Source organism: Marinobacter lipolyticus, assembly GCF_018424605.1.
GTDB classification, from domain to species: domain Bacteria; phylum Pseudomonadota; class Gammaproteobacteria; order Pseudomonadales; family Oleiphilaceae; genus Marinobacter; species Marinobacter lipolyticus_B.
This window is the reverse complement of the sequence record NZ_QTKT01000018.1, coordinates 14304-41276: the sequence shown is the minus strand read 5'-3', so window position 1 is coordinate 41276 and position 26973 is coordinate 14304. Positions and strand designations below refer to the sequence as shown.

The window sequence follows — 26973 nt, the reverse complement described above, 5'->3', positions numbered from 1 at the left end:
TGGGCAGGGAGCAGTGCGATCCCGTACAGAACAGTTGCTGGGGAACACGTTCAACAGTTTGTTCAGAATAATGCCACGGTAGTGGCCGCACACCGAACCGAGATCATCCGCCTCCGCTTCCTCCAGCTCCGCCAGTACCGCTTCCATCACATTGACCAGTGACGGACACCTCTGCAGATCCACTGGCACCCGGTCGAAGCGGACCCCATCGTCCGGCGTATGGGCGCAGGAACCCAGCCGCGCATTGTTCAGCATCGACTCCGGCACTTTGATGATCAGCTTTTCGCAGTCGTCCGAGTACTCCAGGTCTATACTTTCATAGGGATTCACCATCACCGCCTGGCCACGGCTTACCTGCATCCGCTCACCGCCCTGCCGCCACACACATTCACCGCGGGTTACCACCTGAAAATGGTAGATGGATTCCAGCTCCGGGCTCTGAACCCGCACGTGGCTGCCATAACTGAGCTGGGACAGACTGAAACCGGCAAACTCCCGGAAGCTGAGCCGTGAAGTGCCTTTCGGTTCACCCAGCATCTTCAGCCTGTGCTGGCCGATGTGCTGGTTGACGAAGGCGGACACCTCATCCGGATGCGCGCCCTGAAGAACGGTGGCGCCTGACAGGGAATGACCAAACATCGCTCGCCTCATTTACTTATTATTAACTCGTTCACCTTATATAAATTCAGGTGATCAATCAACGACCAGTTTTGCGGCAAACGACACACGCCCTTCACGTTCCTGTGCTATGTTCTGGGAAACCTTTCTGAACACGCAGGCCGTGCCTATGAGCAACCCCAAGCACACGTTGTTCTGGATGACACTATTCCTTGCCGTTGTGGTGGTTGTATGCGCCCTCATCCACGCGCCCCTGACCACAGCGTTCATGGCCAACTGGGTCTTTAACCTGCTGATTCTCGGCGTGCTGATCATCGGCATCTCGCTGACCTACCGCCAGGTGTTCGTGCTGTTCCCGGAACTGCGCTGGATTTCCCAGTTCCGCACCGGCAATGCCGGGCTGTCGGTGCTGCAGGAACCACGACTGCTGAAGCCGCTGGCGAAACAGCTGGGGGATGAATACAAACGTGACCGCTTCACCCTGTCCACGCTGTCCCTGCGCACCGTGCTTGACGGCATCCATTCACGGATGGACGAGCAGCGGGAAATCACCCGTTACTTCATCAGCCTGCTGATCTTTCTCGGCCTGCTCGGCACGTTCTGGGGGCTATTGGGCACCATCAACGCAGTGGGCGACGTGATCACCAATCTCAACATGGATCAGGAGGATTTCGGCAAGGTTTTCGCCGACCTGCAGGCGGGCCTGCAAACGCCACTTCAGGGCATGGGTACCGCGTTCAGCTCTTCTTTGCTGGGTCTTGGCGGCTCGCTGATCCTGGGCTTTATGGACCTCCAGGCCGGCCATGCCCAGAACCGTTTCTACGACGGCCTTGAAGAGTGGCTGACCAGTGTGACCAACCTGGTGGACTACGTTGATGATCCACGACAGCAAACCGAGTAACCGGCCGTGATTGGCTCCCGCCGCCGCAGTCGCAGCACCGTCAATGTCTGGCCAGGCTATGTGGATGCCCTGTCGGCGCTGCTGATGCTGATCATCTTCATGCTGCTGATCTACGTGGTCAGTCAGCTCTACCTGTCGCAGACGCTGTCCGACCGCAATCAGGAGCTGGCGCAACTCAACGAGCGGCTGAACGACATATCCCGGCTCCTGGGCCTGGAGGAAGATCGCAACACCGTGCTGCAGAGCCAGCTGGACGCCAGTATCGAGCGCAGCAAGCAGATGCAGAACCGCTTTGACAGCGTACGCAATCAGCTGATGCAAAAAACCGCGGAGAACGAGGCGCAACAGGAACGGCTGGATGCCCTCGGCCAGGAAGCCGAAGAACAGGACGAACTCTCCGCCAGCCAGCAGGCGATGATTCTGCGGCTGTCGAACCAGATTGCGGCGCTGGAGAATCAGCTTCGGCAGATCGCCTCCGCGCTTGAGTTGCAGGAGCAGGAAACCGCCGAGAAGGAAGCCGAACTGGAAGATGTCAGTCGGCGTCTGAATACCCTGCTCGCCGAGCGGGTCAACGAACTGCAGCAGTACCAATCTGAGTTCTTTGCCCGCCTGCGCCGTATTCTGGAAGACAACGAAAACATCCGGGTGGTCGGCGACCGTTTCCTGCTGCCGTCCGAACTGCTGTTTGCCTCTGGCTCAGCGCAACTGGGCGAGGAAGGTCAGGGCGAACTGGATAAACTGGCAAATGTACTGCTGGATGTAGTGAAGCGGATTCCGGACGACATCGACTGGATTCTGCGGATCGACGGACACACCGACCTGATCCCCATCAATACGCCGAGATTCCCATCCAACTGGGAACTGTCCACCGCCCGGGCCGTCGCGGTGGTGCGTTACCTGGCCGAGCAGGGCGTGCCCGAGCGGCGCATGGTGGCCGCCGGCTTTGGCGAATTCTTCCCGGTGGCGGAAGGCACCTCGCCGCAGGCCTTGCAACAGAACCGCCGTATCGAACTCAAACTGACCGATCGATAACGACCTTCAACAACCTGCCTGACTGGTCAATCTGCCCGACCCCCTCGGACGATTGAGCCAATGCCGAGGCCTGCCCCCTTCCCGTATTTTCTCAATCATTAACAAAAATAAACACTCAGAAAAAATTTGCGCATCTTGAAGCAGATACTACGCATCCAGGGACTCCTCAGCGACAGACAAAAACCAGAAACGTGAGAAGGATCACACAATATGACCAATCTGCATAAAGTTGTACTGGCAGGATGTTTGGCACTCCCCCCCCGCAGTTCGCCCACGCAGAATCGACACACTTCCCTCTGAGCTACAGCTTTGTCGGAGCGGAAATCAGCTACGTGGATTCGGGCAACTCCCGCAACAAGACATCAAACATCGACAATCTCGACAACTACCCCGAGTACGGGCTGACACTGGGGCACCAGTTCAATCCCAATTTCACCTTGATGGGTGCATTCAGCTACGGCGATGCAGAAACCCGCGCCACCGACATTGACACCGAGATTCTTCGCGGCTCGCTCGCCGGGCGGGTCCACCCCGGCCGATTCCGTCTCGGCGGCTGGCGGCCGTTCGCCGGCCTCGGTTACAGCTACAGCGACATCGATGTGGATGGCGCGCCCAGCTCAAAAACCGAAGACGCGTTGTTTCTGGAAGGTGGTCTACAGCGGATGATGGGTGAACGTTTCGTGTTCGAAGCCGGCATTCGCGCCCGCACCGAACTGGAAGACGGTTACGTGGACGGGCAAGCCTTTGCCGGCGTCCAGTTTCTGTTCAACCGGACTTACCCCCAGCCGCCCAGGCCGACCACGTTCGAACGCCCGGAGCCGGTCGCCCCACCGAAGGATTCCGATGGTGACGGCGTAAACGATCCCCAGGATCTCTGCCCCGATACGCCCCGTGGAGCTCTGGTGGATGCCGACGGCTGCGCCGAAACACTGACCCGCGAAATCCGCGAAACCCTGTACGTCGAGTTTGATCTCGACGGTACCGAGGTCAAACCCACCTATTTCGATGAAATCGGCAAACTCGCCGATCTGATGACCCAGTATCCCAGCAGCCGGATCCTGCTGGAAGGTCACACCGACAGCACTGGCAGCGGCGGTCCCAGCGACCCGCGCATCCCCGCGGACAACAGCCCCGGAAGCCCGAATTCCGACGTGGCCGGTGATTCCGAAACCTTCTGCAGCTCCGACAGCACAGTGTTTGAAGTGACCGAGTTTGTGCCGGCGAATGGCGCCCAGGGCATCGAGACCAACCGTAGCCTGCGGGTAACATTCAACGCGGCGGTCGACGAAGCCTCGGTCAACCAGAACACCCTGCCACTGACCATCAACGGCAACGCCACCCTGGTGTCCGCCTCCTACAGCGTGCTGGGCACCGCGGTGGTGATCAATCCGGTTCAGGACCTGCAGGACAACACCCGCTACACGGTAACGGCAACATCGGACTTGCGAGCCCTGTGCGATCAACAGGGCGATCAGGTCAAGAGCCTCGCCGACGCGGATTCCGCCAGTTTCATGACCGGCGACCAGCAGGACAATCAGGGCCCAACAGCGGTGGCTTCCAGCCCTGAGGATGGCGAAACCCTGGCGCCAACCGATAGCACCATTTTCGTGGAGTTTGACGAGGAGATTGACCCACAGTCAGTGACCGCCAACAGCTTCACGGTCACCGAAATCGACGCCAACGGCAACGCCGTGGGCACCGTCGATGGCATCCTCAGCCCGCTTGGCAATTCGATCCGTTTCGAGCCCACCAGCAATCTGGATTTCCAGACCTTCTATGAGATCTCCGTGGATACCACGATCACCGATCTGGCGGGCAATGGTCTCGTGCAGCCGCAAACGTACACCTTCCGCACCGGCGGCCTGGTGGTCCTGCTGGACAACACCCTGCTGGCACAGCCTCAACTGGCCCAGTCCGGAAGTGGCTTCGACAGCAGCGTTCTGATGGATGGCCTGGACACCCTCAGCGGCACCCTGCTGTCCGCGCTGGAGTTCGGTGACGCCGAGGACGGCCTTAACAGCCTCGACCATGCACTGATTCTGCAGATTCCCTTGGTCGAAGACCTGCTGCAGGCGATGGCGGGCCTGAGCACCGGCGACACACCCTCGCTGGACGACTTTGACCCCAACGCGTATTCCTCGGCCCTAGTCGCGGTGTGTGACCCGAAATCCATCAGCACCACGGATCCGCAAGCCGATTGCGCACTGGGCCTGGACCTGGGCCTCGACGCCACCCAACTGCAGAGCCTGGCCGAGGCGTTCACCGGTGGTAACCCGGAACAGATCCCGGCGCTGATTCAGGCGATGGCGGAGGCTTTCGCCTCCGGCGACTTCAACAACCTGCCTCCTGAACTGGCAGAGGCTCTGGGTGGACAACTGTTCCCGTCCGGTGACGGCATCGGCGTCGAGTTCCGCCTGGTGGACGACAGCAGCGTTCCGCTGCCATCCCAGGCGGAGGATGCCCTGCTGACCGTGCTGGATGCGTTCAACGCCATCCCGGTGCTCGGTGAACTGTTCAACCTCACCGACAACAAATCGCTCGTCGACCTTGGCCTGTTTGAGGGCTCCCTGCTGGGTGTGGATCTCGGCGGACTGGCATCCCTGGATGTGCTGAGCGGCACCGAGACGTTTATCGGGGAAAAAGGCGTTCTCAACCTGGGCGGCGCGCTGTTCGATCTGCTGCTTGAACTGGTCCCCGAGGAGGGCGGCACGCCCGGCGGTGACCTGCCGCTGTCACCGGCAGACCTGCCCCTGATCGGCGACCTGCTGAACATGGAAAACAGCCCGCTGGATCCCGACAGCCTCGGTCAGCTGAGAGATTTGCTGCAACTGCCGGAGGATTTCGACTTCGACCCGCAAACCCTGCCGCTGATCGGCGATATCCTGGCCGCGCTGCCTGACGATTTCCCGGGCGACCTTCCGGAGGGCGGCGCTGAACAGCTTCCGCTGATCGGTGACCTGATCCAGCTGCTGGATCCGGCCAACCTCGGCGAGTTCGATGGCAACCCGCTGACCTCTGTTCCGGTGCTGGGCGATCTGGTCGAGCAGCTGCTGACGCTGAGCGAAGGTGGCAATGTGGATTCACTCAGCGAGATTCCCCTGCTGGGTGACCCGCTGGGCCTGCTCCCGGGCTGAGAATCACCGCCCGATCAACAAAAAACCCGCCGACTGGCGGGTTTTTTGTGTCCGGATGACTGGCTTCTAAAAGTGAATCACCGAGCGGATGCTCTTGCCTTCGTGCATCAATTCGAACGCCTCGTTGATGTCCTCCAGCGGCATGTTGTGGGTAATGAACACATCCAGCGGTATCTCGCCTTTCTCGGCTTTTTCCACGTAGCCCGGCAATTCGGTGCGGCCCTTTACGCCACCAAACGCCGATCCCTTCCAAACCCGACCGGTCACCAGCTGGAACGGCCGGGTGCTGATTTCCTCGCCGGCGCCCGCGACACCGATGATAATGGATTCGCCCCAGCCCTTGTGGCAGCACTCCAGCGCGGCGCGCATGACCTTGACGTTGCCGATGCACTCAAACGAGTAGTCGACGCCGCCATCGGTCATCTCCACGATCACTTCCTGAATCGGCTTGTCGTAGTCGTTGGGGTTGACCACGTCGGTGGCGCCCAGCTGTTTGGCGATGTCGAATTTGCCGGGGTTGATGTCGATGGCGATGATGCGGCTGGCCTTGGCCATGGTGGCACCGATGATCGCGGCCAGGCCGATACCGCCGAGCCCGAAGATGGCCACCGTTGCGCCTTCCTCCACCTTGGCGGTGTTGAGCACGGCACCGATGCCGGTGGTCACGCCACAGCCCAGCAGACACACCTTGTCCAGCGGTGCTTCCTTGGGGATTTTCGCCAGCGAGACTTCCGGCAGCACGGTGTACTCGGAGAACGTGGAGCAGCCCATGTAGTGGTAGATGGGCTCACCCTTGTAGGAGAAGCGGGAGGTACCGTCCGGCATCACGCCCTTGCCCTGGGTTTCTCGCACCGATCCGCACAGGTTGGTCTTGCCGGAGGTGCAGAATTTACAGGTGCCACACTCGGCGGTGTACAGGGGGATCACGTGGTCACCTACTTCCACAGAGGTGACGCCTTCGCCCACGGCCTCGACAATGCCGCCACCTTCATGGCCCAGAATGGCCGGAAAATTACCTTCGGAATCCGCACCGGACAGGGTATAGGCATCGGTATGACAGACACCGGTGGCGACGATCCGCACCAGTACCTCGCCTTTCTGGGGCGGGGCGACATCCACTTCCACAATTTCCAGCGGTTTGTTGGGGGCAAACGCCACCGCAGCTCGGGATTTGATCACTGGCACACTCCTTGGATCCTTGGATTCGAAGTCAGGGTTCACCGGCCCATAATCGCTTATACAATGGTTAACGTACAGTATCGAAACAAACCGGACACGGCAGGTTTACGCTTGAACACGCTCTATTGGTTTACCCGGGATTTGCGATTGCACGATAACGCCGCACTGCTGGCTGCGTCCCGCTCGGACATGCTGCTCTGCGTATATGTGGTCGATCCGCGCTGGTTCGTGCCCGGCCCGATGCAGAGCAAGGCCATGGGCAGTCACCGCTGGCGCTTTCTTTGGCAGAGCCTGCTGGCGCTGGAACGCAGCCTGCGACCGCTGGGGCAGCGCCTCCACATCGCCTTCGGCGAGCCGGAAGCGGTGATACCGCAACTGGTTCACAGTCACAAAATGGCCCGCGTGATCCGTTCACGCCAACCCGGCACCCGGGAGGCGGCACAATGGCAGACAATCAAATCGAAGCTGCCCGACACCCTGTTCCAGCAGTTTGAAACCCTGAGCCTGTTCACCGAAGGCTCCCTGCCCATGGTGTTGGCGGATCTGCCGGATACCTTCTCGCAATTCCGTAAGCAGGTTGAGAAAAGCGGTGAACGATGCACCGAGCGGCTGAGAATTCGCACCCTGACGGCACTGCCGCCGCCACCCGGATTTCCCGAGGACAACCGTGGCGACTGCCCACCCATCACCGAACCACGACACCCGCTGCAGTTCATGGGCGGTGAAGCGGCGGGGCTGAAACGCCTGCAGGCGTTTCTGTACGGTAGCCACAACATTGACCGTTACAAGGAAACCCGCAACGCCCTGGACAGCTTCGATGCCTCCTCCAAATTTTCCCCGTGGCTCGCCAATGGCGACCTGTCGGTACGGGAAGTGGCGGAAACCATCACGGAATACGAGGCCCATGAAACCCGCAACGACTCCACCTACTGGCTCTGGTTCGAGCTGCTCTGGCGAGAGTATTTCTACTGGTACGCGCTGAAACACGGTGCCAACCTGTTTCGCCGTGATGGCGTTCAACGCCGGCATCGCCACAACACCTTTTACGGCCATCGTTTCAAAGCCTGGTGCGAGGGCAATACCGAGTATCCGATCGTCAATGCCGCCATGAACCAATTACGGGAAACCGGCTACATGAGCAACCGTGCCCGGCAACTGGTCGCCAGCTGCTTCGTCAACGAGCTGGGCCTGGACTGGCGATACGGCGCGGCGTGGTTTGAAGAGCAGCTGATCGACTATGATGTAGCAAGCAACTACGGCAACTGGCAGTACCTCGCCGGCGTAGGTGCGGACCCACGGGGACTAAGGCAGTTCAATCTGGAGAAACAGACCCAGCAGTATGATCCCACGGGTACGTTCGTGGATCGCTGGGGCGGGCACGCGGAACAGCCTGTAGGCTTACACACAGTTGATGCGGCGGACTGGCCCATATCATGAACGAACCGACAGCCACCAACGAATCCGACACACTGCGGGCAGCCCTGGGCCGCCTCGTTGACAGCTGCCAGCCGAAGACTCTGGTGGTGTGCGGCGCCGTGGCCGAGGACATTGGCCGGCACTGGTGTTCGCACCGCCGCGAGGCCACACTCACCACCCTCAGCCCGGAGACACCCAACGACGCCTTTCCGCTGGCCCAGACCCAGGACCTGGCGCTGATCACCGACACCCTGGAACATCTGAGCCACGACCAGGGCGAACGGCTGCTCGGCCAGCTACGGAACTACGGCACCCATCAGATAGCCGTGATCACGCCAAACGAGGCCCACTGGGCCTTTACCGATTTCATCGGCCTGGGATTCCAGCGTCAGGCGACGCTCGGGGAAGGTGCGGGTGCGTTCACCCTCTACACCTACAACATCGACAGCTACAACCACAAACGCACGTGGAACAACCCGGACAACTGGGCCAACCCGGAAATGTGGGGTAAGGCCTGGTGGTAGTTCAGAATGCCGCCTTCACACAGTTACGGCCGGACTCCTTGGCACTGTAAAGGGCCGCATCCGCTCGCTGGATAATCTCGTGAGGCGTATCGCCCGAGTGGAACGCCGCCACCCCCACACTGATGGTGACCCGCTCAGGAATGCTGAACCGATGGCTCTCGATGCTGCTGCGCAGACGATCCGCCACTGGCAGCGCGCAGTCGAGCGTGGTTTCCGGAAGGATGATCAGAAACTCCTCACCACCCCAGCGGCCGGCAATCTCCGATTCGCGAATACCCTCTTTCATCAGCGCGGAAACCCCGGCCAGTACGGCATCGCCTTCGTTGTGACCAAAGCGGTCGTTGATTGACTTGAAATGGTCCAGATCAAAGATCACCAGCGAGAAGGTGCTGCCATAACGGGTACAACGGGCCACTTCCTGATCCATGAAGCTTTCGAGTTTGTGCCGGTTGTACAACCCGGTGAGCTGATCGTGGACGGCCTGGTAGGTCAGCGAGTGCAGCAGCTCATTCCGGGCCAGGGCGCTGCCAAACAGGTTCGCTATCAACTCCGAGGTGTTTATCCGCTGTGGTGTCCAGGGATTGGCGGTTGCCGTCATCTGGATGCCCAGCAACCCACTCATCCGGTCGCCGCGATAGACCATGGCCAGCAGCAACGACTGCTTGGCCTGCAGCGACAGAAGTCCGGACAGGAACTCGAGGGCCGGTGGCATCTCACCGTCCGCGGCCAGAACGACACTCGGCGCGCCTTCAAACAGCGTGGCCACGGCCTGGGGCAACAACGGAAACTTGCGGGTTGTACTGTCCTGCAACGGCGACACACCCACCGCCGCCCACTCATGGCTGATCTTAAGTTGCTGGCTGACATCTTCGAACTGGCAAAGAAACACCCGGTCGGCCCGGTAGAACTCGCCCAGCCCGCGACAGGTGCGCAGAATGCCCTCATCAGTCTCTTCCGGAGCCAGGGTCAGCAGGTCGGTGCTGATACGCCGGACCATCTGTTCCGCCAGCACCATTTTCTCAAGCTGTCCTTTGGCGCGATGGCGCTCAATGGCCAGGCTGGCGAGGGCAATGGGATCGGTCAGCGCATCGATATCGTCGTCGCCGGGCGTCCAGGGTTCGTCGTGGTAGACGTCGAAGGTCCCCAGCATCTCGCCGCCGCTGCCCAGCACCGGCTCTGACCAGCACGCCCGCACCCCGGCCAGTGCGGCGTCCTCGCGGTAACGATCCCAGCGATCGTCGGCCCGCACGTCGCGGCTCACCACCCGCCCGCGAATGAACACCGCGGTGCCGCTGCTGGCCGCACCGAAGGCCACCGGCAAACCATCCAGCCGCTCACGCAGTGACTCCGGCAGTGACTGCCCACCCACCCAACGCAGGCACCCGGCTTCAACATCGTGCACCATCACACCACACCGGGCTCCCGGCAGCCGGGATTCGGCCATATTTGCCAGGTGATCGAGAGCCACGTGCAGGCCCTTGTCACTGGCCATGGAGGTCATGGCCTGGTGGCGAAAACGGTCGGCCACCTCGGCGTGTTTACGGGCGGTGATGTTCACACCGGTGAACATCAGTGCCTGCGCACCCTTGTACGAGATCATCGACAGCGAGCTGTCCAGCCAGACCGGCCTCCGCCCCTGCGGCTCCAGGCGCCACTCGAACTTCTGCAGGCCGGAACGAACGGTGCGGTGCAGGTACTCCTCGAAATCCATCAAACCGTAGGGCGCATCGGCCCAGGCATCCGGCTTCTGCAGCACCTCAGCCGTAAGCTGCTCTTCACTGCGAACCCCGAACGCGGCCAGAGCCGTCTCATTGGCGTACAGAGCCGCGTTGGTACGACTGTCCAGCAGGACAACGGCAATGGCCGACTGGTCAAACAGTGTGCGCAGATCCCGATCGGCGTTGCGCAGGGACCGGCTGGCCGAGCCCATCTCGCGGCTGAGCCCCTGAAGGCGGTGCTCCAGGCGTCGGTAGCGCAGCAACGCCCACAGCAGCAGGGCCGCCAGGACCGCCGCCAGCAGAGGCAGACTACCTGCGAGTAAACTGTCGGAGAATGGAAACCACTGCGTCGCTGTCATTGCATCCATCCGCAAGCCATCCTTGTCTGTGAGCCGGGTCAGTCGTTCACTGTAGACACGTTTTCAATCAGTTGTGTGGTGTTCTGGTGCGCGCCCAGCAGCGTTACCGTCATGTTTCCGGGCGCCACGCCAAGAGCGGTCAACAGGGGAGATGCCAGCCCCTCCACCAGCTCGCTGGCAACATCCTCGATCAGCAGACGGATGGCCGGCTCCAGCACGCTCATCACACTGCCGATTGCAGATCCCAGCCCGCTAGCACCGCAGGAAAGATCCAGTGCCGTCACGGTGGCATCAGCGGTAAGATCCGCAGAGGCCCCGGCAGAACCAACAGAGCGCCGTTCACACTGCTGATCCAGACACTGCAGGGGATAATCGGCAATCAGTGTTGGCGTGGAGGGCGCATGATACAGGTCCACGGCGAGACCGGCGTCGACACACAGATCGGCGACCGGGATGCTCAGCAGCTCAACCGCCAGAATCTCGGCTTCAATGGCGCCGGGGGCAACCGTGCCGGTGCCCGCCACCAGGCGGCCGGTCTCGATACTGACGGCGGTGTCCCGCAGATCAAAACCGAGGGTGATGTCGTTGTCGCTGCTGCCCGCTGCACACTCGGCAGACACCAGCTCACCTTCTCCACCCCCGGCCTGCACCACCAGAGGAACCTCGATAACATCCAGCAATTCAATATCCAGTAACCCCAGTGACAGCACCGAAATCAACGTACTGATGCCGGATTCACTCAGCCCTGCAGAGGCCACCAGTTCCAGCCGCACGTCGGCGGAACGAAACCGGGTCAGCCATCGCCCATCGGCATCCTGGCGCGCCGGGCCAACCACCAGCTTCGGCGGCTCCGCCACATTCAGTGCCAGGTTCACATCGAGGCTGGATAACGCGCTGATGGAGCTGGTCAGATTCTGCAGCAACGGCGATTCCGAGGTCTGCAGATCAAGGGCCACCAGGGCACCCGAGTCGCTGATAGCCCGTGCGCTGTTCATCACCGTGCTGATCACCAGATCGTACACCGGAAAGCTTGCGCCGGCTGGCACCTCGGCACCACCCACCACCTCCAGTACATCGCCAACCCGCAGGCCGCTGACTCCGGCTGCGGCGGTCAGATCATCCACTACCCGGCCAACCGGCTGGGCGCTTCCACCGACCACCCCGGTCACACCCGTTAACAGGTCAATCAGCGGTTCATCCACCAGGTCCGCCAGGTCGTCAACGCCAAGCCGGTCGGCCAGATCCCCGACACTGACCAGGGTGTTCTCCAGGCTGCTCAGGTCGGTTAACGAAAGACTGTAAGAGGGATCGCCCAACACCGCGCCGATGAGGTTACCCAGGAGGCCGCCCTGGATGCCCCCGGCAGAGCCCGCGGCGCTGAGGGTGGCGTGCACTTCCTTGCGCACGGCGGCCGAGCTCTCCAGGGTGATCGTGCCGATCAGGCCAGAGGGAAACAGGCGGGAGATCGGCTCTTCGCGGGTCATGGCCACCCGCACGCCGTTACTGCGGGACAACGCCGACTCGGGCACTTCCCGGAACACCAGCTCCGGATCGTTTTCGCTGGATGCCAGCACCCCCGGCACCACCTGTAGCGCATCGTCTTCGCCGTCGAATCCCGCCGCGCGGGCGGCGGTCAGCGCCCGTGCCGACATGGTCGACACCGTGACCGCGGCACCACCACAGGCCTGAGCACCGTCCGCTGCCGCACTGGCGGCGGCGTTGACCTGACTCTGCATCTCCGACTTCAGGGCCAGCAACCGCGCCCCGTCAATCGCCAGCACCGCCAGCAACACCAGACTCGCCACGATCAGGGGCGCCAGAAAGATCAGCATGCCCCGTTGCGAAGCAAGGGATCTAACGCTCGCCACGGGTGTTCTCGCCTATACGTTCCGGTATCGGCTGGCGGAAGGTTTCCGCGATGCGCTCCTGGCTGTCGACATAGGCCTGCACCGACAGTTCACTCTCGGGCCCGGCGCCGGAGGCGGACTGCCGGTCGAGTTTACGTCGGGTTTCCGGAGCCCGTTCCGGCTCCGCCACCGAGTACGACAGCCCGAAGTCAAAGCGTTGCGGCTCCCCGTCGCCGGCCTGGACCTCGGCGGCCAGGGCGCCGGCGATCAGAGTGGTGATCAGTAGTCGTTTCATCGCAACCTCCGGATATCGTCCGCCAGCCGCTCGGCGTGGGCCGTTTCCGCCGTCGACAGGGCGTACTGGTCTCTGAGCATGGCCAGGCCCGAACGGTCACCGGTGAGCACGTAGCCGGCCGCCAGGTTCTGGCGCACCGCCCCCTCGCCGTCTGCCAGCTCGAAGGCTGTGCGCAACTCGAAAATGGCTTCGTAGTCCTGCCCGGTCAGCAGCAGCGCATAACCGTAATCGTTACGCACATCCGCCGACGACGGCGCCATCTTCCGCGCCGTTGCCAGTTCCGCCAGCCCCTGATCCAGCTTTTTCTGTTTGAGGTACACCAGCCCCAGACCGTGGTGGCCCATGGCCGAATCACATTCGCCGGCCAGGGCATGGAACACCTCTTCCGCCTCCGCGATCTGGTTGGTGGCGGCCATTAACTGACCCAGCCGCACCCAGTGGTGCTCGGTGGCCAGCCCCTCGCTTTCCAGTTTCGCCAGCGCCGCGTAGGGCTGGGAACGGGCCATCAGGGCATCCACGGCATCCAGCTGCAACTGGTGTTCGGGCTGCTTGGTGGTGGTGCAACTGACCGCAACCGACGGGTCGCTCGCCATACTGCCATTGGTCGCACAACCGCTCACTGCCAGCGACATCGCCAGCAGCACCCCGTTGCGTCCACGCTTGTTGATGTTGATCCTCATGCACTCTCCCGACAGCGTTAACTTTCTCACCCTTAACAATCGCTCCCGAACGATCACTCCCGCCTTCAGCGGCTCAGCGTCTCGACCACCGATATCACCGCGGGGCCGCCCACCAGCAGAAACAGCCCGGGGAGCATGAACACCATCATCACAATGGTCATTTTGGCCCCCACCCGGTTGGTGTCCTCTTTCAGGCGGCTGCGTTCGGTTTGCTGGGCCTCACGGATAATTTGATCCAGACTGCGGGTCACCCCCGCGCCAAGGGTTCCGCTTTGCTTCATCAGATTGACGTAGCTGCGTAACACCAGAATGCGCCGGTTGCGCCCCAGTTCATCCAGCGCCACGCTGCGGTCGGCCCCGCTTTCCATGACCCGGTTAAACCGGTCCAGCCGAACCGCCAGATGCGGCATCACCGGCCGTGCCTGCACCGCAACCAGGCGCAGTGCCCGCTCAATGGACAGCCCGGCCTCCATCAGCATTCGCGTCATGTGGCACAGTTCAATGGCTTCCAGGTTCTGCTTCTTTTCGGCGTTGGCCCCCATGGAGCGGATAATCCGGCGTGGCAACAGAAAAGCCGCGGCGGCGACCACCGCACCGGCGATCGGGCCGGTGATGACAAAGCCGAGCACAATCACCACCGCCGGCAGCAGCCAGCACAGCACGACGTAGGTGGCCTGGCTTTGCTGGCGGTTGCGGCCCGTGGTTTCCAGCGCCGCTTCCATATCCTCATAGTCACCCGCGATGGACGACAAGCCGACAAAGCGTTCAGCGAGCTCCGCCAGCATGGCATTCAGCCCCTGCTCGTCGTCGCCGGCCGCGCCCCGATTGCGCAATCGCTGATGAATGCGCGCCCGCAGGGCCCACCTCGGCGCCATATAGCCTGCCATCCACAGGGCCAGCAACGCGGCGCCGGCAGACAGGAGGTACCAGCTGTCAGCCACGCCCCACCCCCTGAATCATCCGCCAGATCACCAGCATGCCGAGCACCTGCAGCACCGCCGCCGTACCCAGTAAGGTGTGGCCGGTGGCCGAGTTCAACAGCACATCGGAGTATTCGTCATTGATGACCACCATGAAGGCCGCCAGCCCCGGCGGCAGCACCGCAAAGGTAACCGCGGTGAAGCGGGTTTCGGCGGTGGCGGCCATGAATTCCTGGCGCATTTCCTGCTGCGAGCGCAATGACGCCGACACCTGCTCGAGCACAGGCCGCACCGACGAGCCGAAGCGCGACGTGGTACGCAGGGCGATGGCCACCAGCACCATCGCTGGCACCCGGTACAGGGCGGAAAAATCCTCGAACAACCGGGTGTACTCACGCCCGGCCTCAACCGCGTTACGCAGGCGGAATACCAGCGGGCGGAACACCGGAGAGGCCTCATCAAACGACGCAATCAGCGCGTGCTCGAGCGAACGGCCGGCGTCAATGTTGCGCAGCACCGCGTCCATCACCGCGGGAAGCTCCTCGTGGATAATCCGCCGCTGCTTCTGGAAACGCGACCGCCACCACACCACCGCCACGGTGAAGATGAAGAACAGGCTCACCAGCAACACCACAACCCCGCGGGACATCGCCAGAATGATCAGCAACGCCAGCAGCGCCGTCGACAGGATGATCAATTGCTGCAGGGTCCAGCGAATATCCGCCAGCACCAACAGCTTCTCCACCGGCCCCAGATCCACGCGGGCGCCGGCCATGGCCGAATCGTCGCTGGCCGGGGTCAGTCGCGAGCGAATCGACTGGCTGATGTGCCGACGGCTCTGCCAATGACTCCACAGCCACTGCAGCATCAGCACCAGGCTGGCCAGCAGGGCGACCACCAGTGCCGCCGCAAACCAGACCTGACTGCTCATCCGGGCACCCCTTCGACCTGGGGCTCTGCCGGCTCATCTTGCGCAAGCTCCGCGTGGTACAGCGTCTCCATGCGGTAGGGGTCATCTGCTGTTGGCTTCAGCGCCACCACTTCACGAACCAGACGGCGGCCGTTGGGCAACCGCGACAGTTGAACGATCACATCCAGGGAGGAGCCGATCAGACGGCCGATGGCCCGCTCCCCCGCGTCGTAACCATTCACCGCCAGAAGCGTTTCAATGCGCACCAGGGCATCGCGGGCGCTGTTGGAATGGATGCTGCTCATGGAGCCTTCGTGGCCGGTGTTCATCGCCTGCAGCAGCTCGATGATTTCCCCGGAGCGGACCTCACCCAGAATGATCCGGTCCGGCCGCATCCGCAGGGCGTTGATTACCAACTCCCGCGCGGTAATCTGGCCCGAGCCCTCGGTGTTGGCGGGGCGGGTTTCCAGCCGCACGATGTGGGGGTGGTTCAACTGCAGTTCCGCCGAGTCTTCAATGGTCACCACCCGTTCATCCCGGGGAATGTACTGGCTGATCAGGTTCAGAATCGTGGTTTTGCCGGTGCCGGTGCCGCCGCTGATCAGCACATTGCGACGCCCTTCCACCAGCGATACCAGCGTATCGAGGCACTCGGCCGTCATCGATCCGCTGTTGACCAGGTCCTGGGCGGTAAGGTGCTTCTGGGTGAACTTGCGGATACTGAGGGACGGGCCATCCAGTGCGATGGGCGGAATGATCGCATTCACCCGGGAACCATCGGGCAGGCGGGCGTCCACCATCGGGCTGGATTCATCCAGCCGGCGACCCAGAGGAGCGAGAATCCGGCGGATCACCCGAGTAACGTGATCGTCGTCGATAAAACGGGTGTGCGCCTGTTGCAGCACACCCGCCACCTCGATAAACACATCCTCGGGGCCGTTGACCAGGATGTCGTTGATAGTGTCGTCTGCCAACAGCGGCTCCAGCGGGCCAAAACCGGCCACCTCGTCGAAGGTTTCCCGGGTCAGCAGGGCGAGGTCCTGCGCTGACAACGGCAGGCGGTGCTGGGACACGAAACCCTGCACCTGGTTCTGTACGAAGCTGAAAAGGCTGTCGCGGCCGGTTTTCCCGACGTCCACCCCTTCCTCGTCCAGCCGTTCCACCATAAAGTAGTGAACACGGCGCTTGAGGTCCTGGTACTCCTGATCAATGCGGGTAGCCACTCAGCGCCTCCTCAGCTTGCCTTCAACAGGCCACGGCGGATCAGCCCGTGGCCTTTGCGGCTTTCATCGGTCGCATAACGCCGGAGCATGCTGTCAAGCTGGCGCTGATACTGGGTCTTGCGCGGCAACTTGTGCAGGGGCAAGCCGGCGTTGATGGCCATCAGGCGGCTGTCCCAGTCCAGCGGCAAGGACCCCATGTAGTCGATTCCCACCGCCCGTTCAATCTCGCCCACCGCCGGCGCGCCTTTCTTTTCATAACAGTCGAGCACCAGCGATTTGCGGCAGTCACGGGCCAGGTGGCCGCGCCAGGCATCAACACGATGCCGGGCCTCGTGGGCCTGTTCCACAATCGGATGGGCCACCATCACCAGGTCCTTGGCGTGCAGGCCAACGGCACTGACCCAGAAATCCGCCACCATCGGATCCACGTTCACCACCACGTGGTCGAACATGCTCATCAGCTGGCTGACGGCGATGAAGAGATCCGCACTGCGATCGTCACCCAGCGCCTCCGGCGACAGCTTGCCCGCCAGCAGGCGCAGGTTCGGGGTATATTCCTCCAGCGCGGTCTCGATCATCGACTGATCCAGCGCCTCCGGGTTCTGCAACAGGCTCTGCAGCGTCACCCGGTTGTTGCTGTCCAGATAAAACACATGGCGGTCGGTGGCAGACGTATCCAGCGCCAGAATGCGCGCCGCGGGAAACAGCTTGTTGGTGGTGAAGGCAAGATTCTGGGCAAAGAAGCGGGCATCGACCACCGGGCTGGCGCCCGTCACCAGAGTAATCTTGTTGCGACTGACTGTGGCAGGAGACTCTGCCGTCGATCGTGCCGGTGTGTCGTGGAGAAACTGCTGAATGCGATTGCGAATTTCCTCACCGTCGCTGCTGGCGACAAAGCAGTCCCGGGCACCGGCCCGCATACTGCGCAACAGAAAGTCCTGATTCAGTCGGCGGGTCACTGACACCACGGCGAGGTCGTCGCGGGCTTTGGTGACAGCGCTGATGATGCGCAGTGCTTTCTCGGGCTCGTTGTCATCCGCCGCCACCATCACAAAGCGGCTGCCCGTGGCCTCCACCAGACGACTGACCCGGGACAGGTCTGAAGACGCCACGAATTCCACCGGCCAGAGGCCATCCAGGGTGCGTTCCAGCCAGGTGCGAATACCGATATCGTCTGCCACGCAGACCAGAATGTCATCTCTGCTCATGGGGTCACCAGCTCAGTCCGTGTTTGATGGGGCGCTCGCCGGGCGTCGCGTCGGTCGCCATATCCAGCCAGCCCATGCTGCTGTGGTGGTAGTCGCGGGCGATGGTCTCGAGCTGACCGTTGCCCTGATTACCGGGGCTGACCAGATGCGGAGTTACTACCATGATCAATTCACGATCCTCACGGGACACCCGATCCGAGCGGAACAGTGCCCCCAGTACCGGCAGATTGCCCAGCCCGGGAATACGGTCGCTGTTGTTAAAGGTGCTGCGGCTGACCAGTCCACTGATGATGAACGTCTCGCCGGAAGCCATGGCCACGGTGGTTTCCGTGCGACGCACCCGCAGGCCGGGAATGGTAATGCCATCGGAAGTGACGCCGGCGGATTCGTCCAGATCGCTCACCTCCGGTGCCACTCTGAGGATAATCTGGTTTTCGTTGACCACGGTGGGCGTCAGGCTGAGGCTGACGCCGAACTGTTTGAACTCCACCTGCAGGCCGTTGTCGTCGCTGCGCACCGGGATGGGAAATTCGCCTCCGGACAGGAACGTGGCGCTCTGGCCGCTCAGGGTCACCAGCGATGGCTCCGCCAGGGTGTAGGCGAAACCGCCGGATTCCAGGGCACTGAGAATGCTCAGGGAACTGCTGCCGAAGCGGAAAAAATTAAAACCGTTGGTGGCAATGCCGTTGCCGAAGTTCGGCACCGTCGAGCTGGGCGCCGCGAAGGACGCTCCCAGGCGGCCGCCGTCGAACAGCTTCGAGTAATACATGCCGAGCTCGTTCAGTTCGTTGCGGTTCACTTCCACGATGCGGATATCCGTTTGCACCTGGGTGCCGAACGGCAGCGTTTCGCCCAGCGTGGAAGCCACCACAACGGGAGCGCGCAACGGCCCGGAACGGCCATCCAGCCAGACCGACAACACCGCGGTACCACTGGTTTTCGCGGTCAGCAGCAGTTCACGGTCATCGGCAACCGACACTCCGGCGACATCCGGGTCCGAGATCGCCACTTTGGTCAGCGACGAAGAAAACGAAAGCACTTTCTGCTCGCCTTCTCCCAGGCTGACCGGTGCGCCGTCCGTCAGATCACTGTCCTGGGCAGCAAGCGGCGCGGCAGCCAACAGGCTGCTCACCATGGCAAGCCAGAAACGAAACATCAGGCCTGGGGCCCCGGGCTTACCGTACATAAACACTCCTTGATTCGGTGCCTTCAAACAACTGCACCCGGGTGGCCGGCGGCGGAGATGCGCGCCGCACCGGGGCCGGTTCCGGCTTGGCGGGGAAGAGATCCTCAAGATAGACGGCGGTGACCGAAGATGGCGTCTCGGTGGCGGGCTCGGAGGCAGGCGAGGCGGGTGCCGGCGCCACCGCCGCCAGCCGCAGACTGCCCTCACTGGATGCCAGCAGCAACCGCGAAACGGCCGCTTCGGGAACCGACAGGACGACCGTGTTGTTGCGACGGGCATCGTTCTCATCGTCCGCCTCCCCCTGATAGGGAACCCCCCTGACCGCCAGTACCAGTACATTGCGCAGTAGTTTCAATGCCGCCGGGGCATCCTTGTCGGAGCGGCGAAACGAGGCAGTCACATCCACGCGATCACCGGGGCGCAGCAGGCCGCCAACACCGGACACCTCATCAACGGCCATTGCCATCGCCTGGTGACCCTCCGGGACCAGCGAATCAAGCACGCTGTTGTTGCGGAGATTGACCTCGGTCAACATCTGGCCGGCACCCAGACGGCTGCGGATGATCTGTCCGAAGGGGGCTTCGTCGGCGGGGATGGCGCCGACCACGGGTTGTGAAGAGGTCACTGCAACAAAGCTTTCCTCGTTCATGACAACGCCCGGCGACAAGGGGCCGGTGGCTACCAGGTACCGGTACTCCGGTGCCCGGGGCTCCGCAACCGGCTCTGCCACACTGGCCGGTTGCGCCGGCGGCGCCTTATTCCCGCTAGCGAGCAGTCCGGCAACCGCCAGTCCCAGCGCCACCAGCGCCAGTACCGTCGCCGGCAATGCGTAGATCAGTCGTTTGTTCATTGTTGTTATGCCTTGCTGTTCGAACTAGAACGCCATGGACGCTTCCGCCCGCATGCTGTCCGGCATCGGCGGGAACGCCCCGAGAAAGCCGAAATTCATCTGCGGCACCATCGGCGCCTGCTGATTGTCACGGGTCACAGCACACCGCAGGAAGCTGATGCCGCCGTTCTCGTTGACTTCACAGGATAGGGATTCGGTACCCGCGCGCAGGCGCGCAGGCGTGTTCGCCCAGCTCTGCTGCAGTGCCGCGTTGGCCGCAACCAGGATCTGGCCCGCGAGTTCATCGGCGGCAAAGCGGTTGCGATCCAGCCGCAACGCTGTCGCCGCCGCCTGCTCCACCGCGTTCTGCATCTGGTATTTGCCAAAGAACAGAACGCCATAGGTGGTCGCCGCGTAAAGCATGGCGATCACCATCGGGAACAGGAACAGAAACTCGAGGGCGATGGCCCCTCTCTGCGTTTGCATCTCCAAGGCTTCCGCGCCGGCTTATGCGCTCTCGCCAAAAATATCCGTCATCAGGCCGTCGAAGAAGCCTTCAATCTCTCCTCCGAAAATGGCCACGGCGCCGGCGAGCACCACCGCGATAGCACCCACGAGAACAATGTATTCGAGAGCGGAAGCGCCTTTCTGGCGAGATCTGAACGCCATTTTCCGGAGCTCAAGATTGGTGGAAAGGCGAGCAGGAACTGCTTTTATTGTTTGGATTGTCATGCCGTACTCCTCATAGCGTCATGCTTTAGAGTTATAAATTAGACCCCAGACCGTCAAAAGCGCGACGGGATTTTTCAGGATTTTTGTAACCGACAGTCACGTTTCGTTGCCGGTGTCGTTGATGCAGATCAACTCTGGGCATCATTGGACAGCCAATTCATGTCGATTACGTCACACGACAGTACCACCGCGAGGCGGAGCAAAATATTGCCCAGAATGACAAGGTTCTTGGCCAACTCGGCCAATAGCTGAACATGCGTACCATTTGCCGCTTCGCAGCCAATGCATTGCCTGCCGCGCCGCCGGGGTGGGATACTGGGCAACCGCATTTCAGGAGGACGTCAGATGGCACGGTTCAGCCAGAAAAACGCCGAAGCCCAGCTTCAGGCGGAAGCCGGCAGGGTGGATCGCGACAAGCTCGACGACCTGCTGCGCCGTCAACAGGCAATCGAAGACAAAGTACGCAGCAGCGGCAAACTGCAACGCTTCAGCGGTGACATCAAGCTGATGTTCGCGATGATCGGTGATTACTGGAATGGCCACTATCGCAACGTGCCCTGGAAAAGCATCGCGGCGGTCGCAGGCGCACTGCTGTACGTGCTGAACCCGCTGGATGTCATCCCGGACCTGATCCTCGGCATTGGCTTTGTGGACGATGCCGGCGTGGTGGCGCTGTGTCTGAAACTGGTGGAGTCGGATCTGATTCGCTACGCCGCCTGGAAAGAGCAGCAGGAAGAACACGCACAACCCTGACCATAACGGTGCGCGGCAGGCATAAACGCACCTTCTTGGTGCATTAAAGCACCGAAAACCACCGGACTTTCGACTCTCAAGCCATCCAACCTCCTACCTCTTCTGATTTTGCATTGTTTTGGAACACCTCTTGCTTGAAGCGCACTCCATCAATGCACGCACTGCCCGCCAAGAGGCAGCCACTCTATCTATCAGGAGAGAAAACCCGTGGACATCACGAGTGCAGTACATACCCTGACTGAAAGCGCCAACACGCTTTTCATACTGATCGGCGCCATAATGGTGCTGGCCATGCACGCCGGCTTCGCCTTCCTGGAAGTGGGCACGGTTCGCCACAAGAACCAGGTCAATGCCCTGGTGAAGATCATGACCGACTTCGGCGTATCGGCGGTGGCCTACTTTTTCGTGGGCTATTACATCGCCTATGGCAGCCACTTCATGGCCGGCGCCACGGAACTGACCGCCGCCAACGGCTACGATCTGGTCAAGTTCTTCTTCCTGATGACCTTCGCCGCGGCCATCCCCGCCATCGTTTCCGGCGGCATCGCCGAGCGTGCCAAGTTCTACCCGATGCTGCTGGCCTCCGGCCTGATCGTGGCGTTTGTCTACCCGTTCTTCGAGGGCATGATCTGGAACGGCAACTACGGTTTCCAGAGCTGGTTGGAGAACCAGTTTGGTGCAGGCTTCCACGACTTCGCCGGCTCTGTTGTGGTGCACGCGGTGGGCGGCTGGATCGCGCTGGCGGCCGTGCTGCTGCTCGGTGCCCGTAATGGGCGCTACCGCAACGGCAAAGTGGTGGCGTTCGCGCCTTCCAACATTCCGTTTCTCGCCCTCGGCGCCTGGATTCTTACCGTCGGCTGGTTCGGCTTTAACGTGATGTCGGCGCAAACCCTCGACGGCATCAGCGGCCTGGTGGCAGTGAACAGCCTGATGGCCATGGTCGGCGGCGTGCTGGTGGCGATGCTGGTGGGCCGCAAGGACCCGGGCTTTATCCACAACGGCCCGCTGGCCGGCCTGGTGGCGGTGTGTGCCGGTTCTGACCTGATGCATCCGGTGGGCGCGCTGATCACCGGCGGTGTCGCCGGCGCAGTGTTTGTGTACCTGTTCGAATGGGCGCAGGCGAAAATCGAGCGCCTGGACGACGTACTGGGTGTGTGGCCGCTGCACGGCGTGTGCGGTGTCTGGGGCGCGATCGCCGCCGGCATCTTTGGTCAGGAAGCCCTTGGCGGCCTCGGAGGTGTCAGCCTGATGTCCCAGATCATCGGCTCCGTGGCCGGCGTTGTCGTGGCCTTCGGCGGCGGCCTGATCGTCTACGGCGTGATCAGTGCCATCTCCGGCCTGCGACTGACCGAGGAAGAAGAGTTCAACGGTGCCGATGTGAGCATTCACAAGATCGGCGCCACCTCCATGGACTGATCGCCCCGGCGTTCAGTACCCGGTCAGCTCCATGTAGCCATCTCCCCGGTGGCTGCCACGGACGCTGACCGGGCTTTCCCAGTAGGGGAACAGACCGTCGTTCCAGTACTGCCCCGGCGGTGCTGTGATCGTGACATCCACTCCCTGCTGCGGCACCCGGATTCGCCATTGCACGGGCACGGTGCCCGCTCCGGTTTGCCGCTGCCCGGTCACCTCCAGGCTGAACGAACCCGCCGCCAGCGGAATCACCGCCCGCTCAGGCGTCACCCAGCTGCCCGACAGATAGCCCCCGTCCTCCTCACGCAGACGGAACGCCATCAGCTTGTCGCCGGAGTCCAGGTGCAGGGCAAACCAGTCCCAGCCCTGCTGACCGGCTTTCAGAAACTGACTGCTCCATTCGCGATCGAACCAACCGCGCCCGGCCACTGCATGGGTCATACCATCGATGGTTACTTCACCCTCTATTGCCAGATCCACCAGGCTGAAATACATGGAGCCTTCGCCACCGGCGGTCTTGGCGCTGAAACCCCGGTCGCCATGGGCCACCGGATCGCCTTCCACCTGAATTCGCAGATCGTAGGACCAGCCCTGATCGCGCACCCGCAGACGCCAGTGCCCGGGGGCGGTTGCCTGCAGGTGCCAGTCGTCGAGCCACACCTCGAAGGGCCGGGCCCGGGCCTCAGCCTGCCCGGTGCCGCCCCGCGCCAGCTTCTCGGCAAACCAGTGTTGCTCCCGGAACGAGACAGCGGCGTGCGCCATCCAGCCTGCCTCCAGCGGCCAGCGGTGCGCCGGTGGAGCCGGTGTGAGGGGATTCCTGGCCACCAGGGACTGGCGGAACTGGGTCCATTGCAGCCCCAGCGGCTCGCCCTCATCCGTGGTCAGGTTGGCGGTCAGGTACCACCACTCGATCCGGTGGTCCGGGTGGGGGCCGAAATCGTCCGGAAAACGCAGGTCATCGCCCCTCGCCGGCTGGGCGAATGCTTCTTCCGTGACGTCGGCCCCCAGCCCGGCAAAACCGGCGGGTTCCGGGGTGTCGGAACAGGCCGCGAGCATCAGGCACAGCGCCAGCAACACCGGGCAATGCGCGTTCAGGTGCCGGCTCATCGTTCACCCCCGGCCGCCACGTTGGCCATTGCCGGGGCCGGCGTCAGGCCACGCAGCTGCCGCCCCATCAGCAGTGAAATAACCACACCGATCAGCAGGCACCACCCCAGCATCTCCAGCCAGAATCCGGGATAGACCGCCATTGGCAGGGACCAGCCAAACGCCAGCGGGTTGATGCGGGCAACCAGCACCCACGTTAGCCAGACACCCAGCGGCAAGGCCACCAATGCCACGCAGCCGGTCAGGGCGACCGCCAGCCAGCGCAACTGATTGGCCGCTTCCCGGCGCGTTAGCCCCCACACCGACAACAGCCGGTAATACCAGACCCGGGTGGTGAAAAACACCCAGCCCATGATCAGCAGCGACGCCCCGGCCAACACCAGGGTCAGCACGGTGATGGCGCGGGTCAGCAGGAAGGTCTGGTCAAACACGCCGGACGCCAGGGTCTGTATGCTCTGATTATCTCGCGCCGTCAGCGCCTCGGTGCCCCACGCCGCCGCCAGACCCTGGCGGACATCGTCCATCGCGAGCGCACCGGGGTTGATGGAAAAACTCACAAAACGGGGCTGGAACGCGGCGGGCAACACCTGCCCGGCGGTCAGAATTTCCCCCGCGGGTCGGCCGTAATCGGCGTACACACCCAGCACCGGCAACGTCCGCGCCCGGCCATCCAGTCGGAACGTGATGGTGTCCCCCGGCTCATAACCCTGGCGACGCGCCAGTTGCTCGTTCACCATCACGCCCTCACCTGCCGCCAGCCTGGACCAGGCATCCGGTGCCGCCACCAGCAGGGTCCAGCCGGTAACCAGCGGGCCCACCGGGGAAATGGCAAACAGGTCGACCTGGGGCAAGGCGGGCGTGCCACCGGCGCTCTCCAGTTGCGCCCGGCCCCGCTGGACCAGGTGCCAGTCGCCCAGCCCGGCAAGGCCGTCCAGATAATGGACTCCATCGGCCACCGCAACGAACGCCGGCACTTCCACGTAGAACTCCGCTTCCAGGCGCTGGCCCAGCCACACCTCAAAGGTGTTTTCAAAGGTGCTCACCAGGGCCTGCACGGCCAGCACCATGGCCACCGCAAACTGCAACGCCACCACCGGCAGCGCGAGGCGACGAAACACCACCGCCAGCTCCCGCCGCCGCCATTTTCCAAGGCCTTCGCCGGCCCTGGCCCGCCACTGCGCCATCCCGGCGAGGGCTCGTGGCGTCAGCACCCCCACCGCCACAAACACCAGCGCAATACCGGCAAACAGCCAACCGAGGACCGTGGCAAACCTGACCAGAAGCAGCCCCACAACCAGCCCCACCAGCGCCGCGGGCCAGGTTCCGACGTACCGGGCCGCCGGCAAGTACCGCAGCAGGCGCCGGTCGGCAAAACAGGCCGCCAGCACAACGGCGCCCATCACCAGCGCCGGTACGGCCACACCACCCGCTCCCACCGCGTACAGCGGCGTATCAAACAGATTCTCCAGCGCCGCACCAAAACCGCCGCCCAGCAAAGCCGCCAGCCAGCGCCCGAGCCACAGGCCGGGTAACACACAAAGCGCTGTCAGCGCCGCCATCTCCGCCAGCAGCCACCCCCACACCCGGCCACCGGGCACACCGAAACGCGTCAGCAGGGCAAAACTCTCCCGCCGCTGCACCAACCCCAACTGGTAAACGCTGCGCACCAGCAACGCCGTAATCAGCAGCACCAGTACTCCCAGCGCATCCAGGTTCAGCAGGAAACTCTCGCCCAGTTCTCCGGTGGCCGGGCCCAGAGAGAACCCCCTCAACTGGTACCCGGGGGGCAGCTGCGCCGGGTCAACGGTCTGCGGCACCAGCAGGGACAACACCCCCTCGCCGCCATTGGTCGACAGTTGTGCCGCCTCGCCGATGTCCAGGAACGGCTCGCCGTTCAGAGCATCGCTGCCGGCCTGTCCTGGCGCCTGATCGCCGAAACAGGTCGCGGCGAACGGGTCCACACCAATCACCCGACCCGCCGGGGGCGGGCGCCGTACTTCCAGCCAGGGCATGACGCACAGGCCGGCCCGCCGCAAGTTCGCGAAATCCTGCACGGTCACCGGCTGCCCGTCGTCCCGTACCAGCTGTTGCTGGCCGGCCACCGCCCGCTCACTCTCGGCGAGGCTGACCCGGGCGCGATCGGTCAGGTGGTGGACACCGGTCCACAGGGTGGTCGCCAGCACAATCATCAACGCCAGTGCCAGCAACTGCAGCGGGTGGCGACGATAGTGACTGAACAAAGCCGCAAACAGTGTCATGGCGGAGCGGCCGCCGAAGGCAGCGCGGAGGTGGCGGCCAGTTCGGGTCGGTCGTGCCCCAGATCCAGCCGGTACTGACAGCGGGCCGCCAGGGCCGGATCGTGGGTGGCAAGGATCAGGCCGCAACCGCTGTGTTGCTGCAGGCTGAACAGGCTATCGGCGACGTCGTCCGCGGTGTGGTGGTCGAGACTGCCCGTGGGTTCATCCGCCAGAATCAGCCCCGGGTTCATGGCAAACACCATGGCCAGAGCCGCCCGCTGGCGCTGCCCTCCGGACACCTGATCCGGGTAGCGGTTCGCCAGTTCCGCCAGCCCCAGCCGCGCCAGCCAGTCAGCGGCCGGCGCGGTGGGCTGGCCCGCCAGGGTGGCTCGCAGCCGCACGTTTTCCAGCAGCGTCAGCGCCGGCATCAGGTTGGCGTCCTGGAAGACCACACCGATGGCGCGGCGGCGCAGCCGGGCCCAGCGCGCCGAGGCATCCCCGGCGACCCCGTCGTCACCGGCGGCAAAGGCTTCGCCGAACACCTGCAACCGACCGGCTTCTGGCGCTTCCAGGCCACACAGCAGGTTCAGCAGCGTGCTCTTGCCGGAGCCGGAACGGCCGGTCAACGCCAGTGACGCCCCGGCCGGCAGGGCGAAGGAGAGCTCTGCCAGCACCGTTACCGCATCCGCCCCCGTGGCAAAACGCTTGCTCAGACCGGTCACCTGCACCACTGGCTCTGTCATGGTCCTGCC

24 protein-coding genes are annotated in these 26973 nt (G+C 62.9%); 7 read left to right on the top strand and 17 right to left on the bottom strand.

All coding sequences use genetic code 11. The features are described 5' to 3' along the window. Nucleotides 1-639 (bottom strand): cupin domain-containing protein (locus DYI22_RS16995; RefSeq protein WP_213479248.1); only part of this gene is annotated, 639 nt, incomplete at its 3' end. 148 nt (nt 640-787) lie between these two features. Here DYI22_RS16995 and DYI22_RS16990 point away from each other — a divergent pair. The 3 genes from DYI22_RS16990 to DYI22_RS16980 all read left to right on the top strand — a co-directional run bounded on the left by DYI22_RS16990 (nt 788) and on the right by DYI22_RS16980 (nt 5685). After that, nucleotides 788-1519, top strand: coding sequence for a flagellar motor protein MotA (locus DYI22_RS16990; protein WP_213479247.1), 732 nt, complete (start codon nt 788-790; stop codon nt 1517-1519). 6 nt (nt 1520-1525) lie between these two features. After that, a complete protein-coding gene (locus DYI22_RS16985) occupies nt 1526-2551 on the top strand; it encodes a peptidoglycan -binding protein (RefSeq protein ID WP_213479246.1) in 1026 nt (341 codons plus the stop codon). Nucleotides 2552-2793: 242 nt separating this feature from the next. Then, on the top strand, nt 2794-5685 hold the full coding sequence (locus tag DYI22_RS16980; protein WP_213479245.1) for an Ig-like domain-containing protein: 2892 nt from the start codon (nt 2794-2796) through the stop codon (nt 5683-5685). Nucleotides 5686-5751: 66 nt separating this feature from the next. Here the strand turns inward: DYI22_RS16980 and DYI22_RS16975 are convergent, their stop codons facing one another. Next, nucleotides 5752-6864: an S-(hydroxymethyl)glutathione dehydrogenase/class III alcohol dehydrogenase gene (locus tag DYI22_RS16975; RefSeq protein ID WP_213479244.1), complete on the bottom strand. Its 1113-nt coding sequence runs from the start codon at nt 6862-6864 to the stop codon at nt 5752-5754. A 111-nt stretch (nt 6865-6975) separates the two neighbouring features. On the opposite strand from DYI22_RS16975, the gene DYI22_RS16970 reads away from it, so the two are divergent. Together DYI22_RS16970 and DYI22_RS16965 are read left to right on the top strand one after the other, a co-directional pair. Continuing rightward, a complete protein-coding gene (locus DYI22_RS16970) occupies nt 6976-8301 on the top strand; it encodes a DASH family cryptochrome (RefSeq protein WP_228301105.1) in 1326 nt (441 codons plus the stop codon). Continuing rightward, nucleotides 8298-8804, top strand: coding sequence for a DUF6231 family protein (locus tag DYI22_RS16965; RefSeq protein WP_213479242.1), 507 nt, complete (start codon nt 8298-8300; stop codon nt 8802-8804). Before DYI22_RS16970 ends, DYI22_RS16965 begins: the two co-directional genes overlap by 4 nt. Before the next feature lies 1 nt (nt 8805). On the opposite strand, the gene DYI22_RS16960 is transcribed toward DYI22_RS16965, so the two are convergent. From DYI22_RS16960 to DYI22_RS16905, 12 genes are all read right to left on the bottom strand, one after another. Then, entirely contained in the window at nt 8806-10881 is a 2076-nt protein-coding gene (locus DYI22_RS16960; protein ID WP_213479241.1) for a diguanylate cyclase, read from the bottom strand. A gap of 38 nt (nt 10882-10919) precedes the next feature. Next, nucleotides 10920-12749, bottom strand: coding sequence for a hypothetical protein (locus tag DYI22_RS16955; RefSeq protein WP_213479240.1), 1830 nt, complete (start codon nt 12747-12749; stop codon nt 10920-10922). Continuing rightward, on the bottom strand, nt 12736-13023 hold the full coding sequence (locus DYI22_RS16950) for a hypothetical protein (protein ID WP_213479239.1): 288 nt from the start codon (nt 13021-13023) through the stop codon (nt 12736-12738). The genes DYI22_RS16955 and DYI22_RS16950 overlap by 14 nt, the downstream gene beginning before the upstream one ends. Then, the gene (locus DYI22_RS16945) at nt 13020-13703 is read right to left on the bottom strand and encodes a hypothetical protein (RefSeq protein WP_213479238.1); all 684 of its coding nucleotides are present in this window, start codon (nt 13701-13703) and stop codon (nt 13020-13022) included. Before DYI22_RS16945 ends, DYI22_RS16950 begins: the two co-directional genes overlap by 4 nt. Nucleotides 13704-13768: 65 nt before the next feature. Beyond that, entirely contained in the window at nt 13769-14644 is an 876-nt protein-coding gene (locus DYI22_RS16940) for a type II secretion system F family protein (RefSeq protein WP_323132934.1), read from the bottom strand. Continuing rightward, the gene (locus tag DYI22_RS16935; RefSeq protein WP_213479237.1) at nt 14637-15554 is read right to left on the bottom strand and encodes a type II secretion system F family protein; all 918 of its coding nucleotides are present in this window, start codon (nt 15552-15554) and stop codon (nt 14637-14639) included. Before DYI22_RS16935 ends, DYI22_RS16940 begins: the two co-directional genes overlap by 8 nt. Beyond that, a complete protein-coding gene (locus DYI22_RS16930; RefSeq protein WP_213479236.1) occupies nt 15551-16756 on the bottom strand; it encodes a CpaF family protein in 1206 nt (401 codons plus the stop codon). The genes DYI22_RS16935 and DYI22_RS16930 overlap by 4 nt, the downstream gene beginning before the upstream one ends. A gap of 11 nt (nt 16757-16767) precedes the next feature. After that, the gene (locus tag DYI22_RS16925; protein ID WP_213479235.1) at nt 16768-17964 is read right to left on the bottom strand and encodes an AAA family ATPase; all 1197 of its coding nucleotides are present in this window, start codon (nt 17962-17964) and stop codon (nt 16768-16770) included. 4 nt (nt 17965-17968) lie between these two features. Continuing rightward, on the bottom strand, nt 17969-19150 hold the full coding sequence (locus DYI22_RS16920) for a type II and III secretion system protein family protein (protein WP_228301104.1): 1182 nt from the start codon (nt 19148-19150) through the stop codon (nt 17969-17971). Continuing rightward, nucleotides 19140-20000, bottom strand: coding sequence for a Flp pilus assembly protein CpaB (cpaB, locus tag DYI22_RS16915; RefSeq protein WP_213479234.1), 861 nt, complete (start codon nt 19998-20000; stop codon nt 19140-19142). Before cpaB ends, DYI22_RS16920 begins: the two co-directional genes overlap by 11 nt. A 24-nt stretch (nt 20001-20024) precedes the next feature. Continuing rightward, nucleotides 20025-20465 (bottom strand): TadE/TadG family type IV pilus assembly protein, encoded by a 441-nt coding sequence (locus DYI22_RS16910; protein WP_213479233.1) that lies wholly within the window; start codon nt 20463-20465, stop codon nt 20025-20027. Nucleotides 20466-20486: 21 nt separating this feature from the next. Further along, nucleotides 20487-20648 carry a Flp family type IVb pilin gene (locus DYI22_RS16905; RefSeq protein ID WP_213479232.1) on the bottom strand — a complete coding sequence of 54 codons (162 nt, stop codon included), beginning with the start codon at nt 20646-20648 and terminating at the stop codon, nt 20487-20489. Between the two features lie 408 nt (nt 20649-21056). Between DYI22_RS16905 and DYI22_RS16900 the strand changes: the two genes are divergently transcribed. Both DYI22_RS16900 and DYI22_RS16895 read left to right on the top strand, forming a co-directional pair. Next, nucleotides 21057-21464 (top strand): YkvA family protein, encoded by a 408-nt coding sequence (locus DYI22_RS16900; RefSeq protein WP_213479231.1) that lies wholly within the window; start codon nt 21057-21059, stop codon nt 21462-21464. A 207-nt stretch (nt 21465-21671) separates the two neighbouring features. Continuing rightward, nucleotides 21672-22880: an ammonium transporter gene (locus tag DYI22_RS16895; protein ID WP_213479230.1), complete on the top strand. Its 1209-nt coding sequence runs from the start codon at nt 21672-21674 to the stop codon at nt 22878-22880. 12 nt (nt 22881-22892) lie between these two features. On the opposite strand, the gene DYI22_RS16890 is transcribed toward DYI22_RS16895, so the two are convergent. From DYI22_RS16890 to DYI22_RS16880, 3 genes are read right to left on the bottom strand one after another with little or no spacing between them, the layout of a single operon-like run. After that, nucleotides 22893-23984 carry a lipocalin-like domain-containing protein gene (locus tag DYI22_RS16890; RefSeq protein ID WP_213479229.1) on the bottom strand — a complete coding sequence of 364 codons (1092 nt, stop codon included), beginning with the start codon at nt 23982-23984 and terminating at the stop codon, nt 22893-22895. Beyond that, entirely contained in the window at nt 23981-26242 is a 2262-nt protein-coding gene (locus DYI22_RS16885) for an FtsX-like permease family protein (RefSeq protein ID WP_213479228.1), read from the bottom strand. The genes DYI22_RS16890 and DYI22_RS16885 overlap by 4 nt, the downstream gene beginning before the upstream one ends. After that, entirely contained in the window at nt 26239-26964 is a 726-nt protein-coding gene (locus DYI22_RS16880; RefSeq protein ID WP_213479227.1) for an ABC transporter ATP-binding protein, read from the bottom strand. The genes DYI22_RS16885 and DYI22_RS16880 overlap by 4 nt, the downstream gene beginning before the upstream one ends. Between the last annotated feature and the right edge of the window lie 9 nt (nt 26965-26973).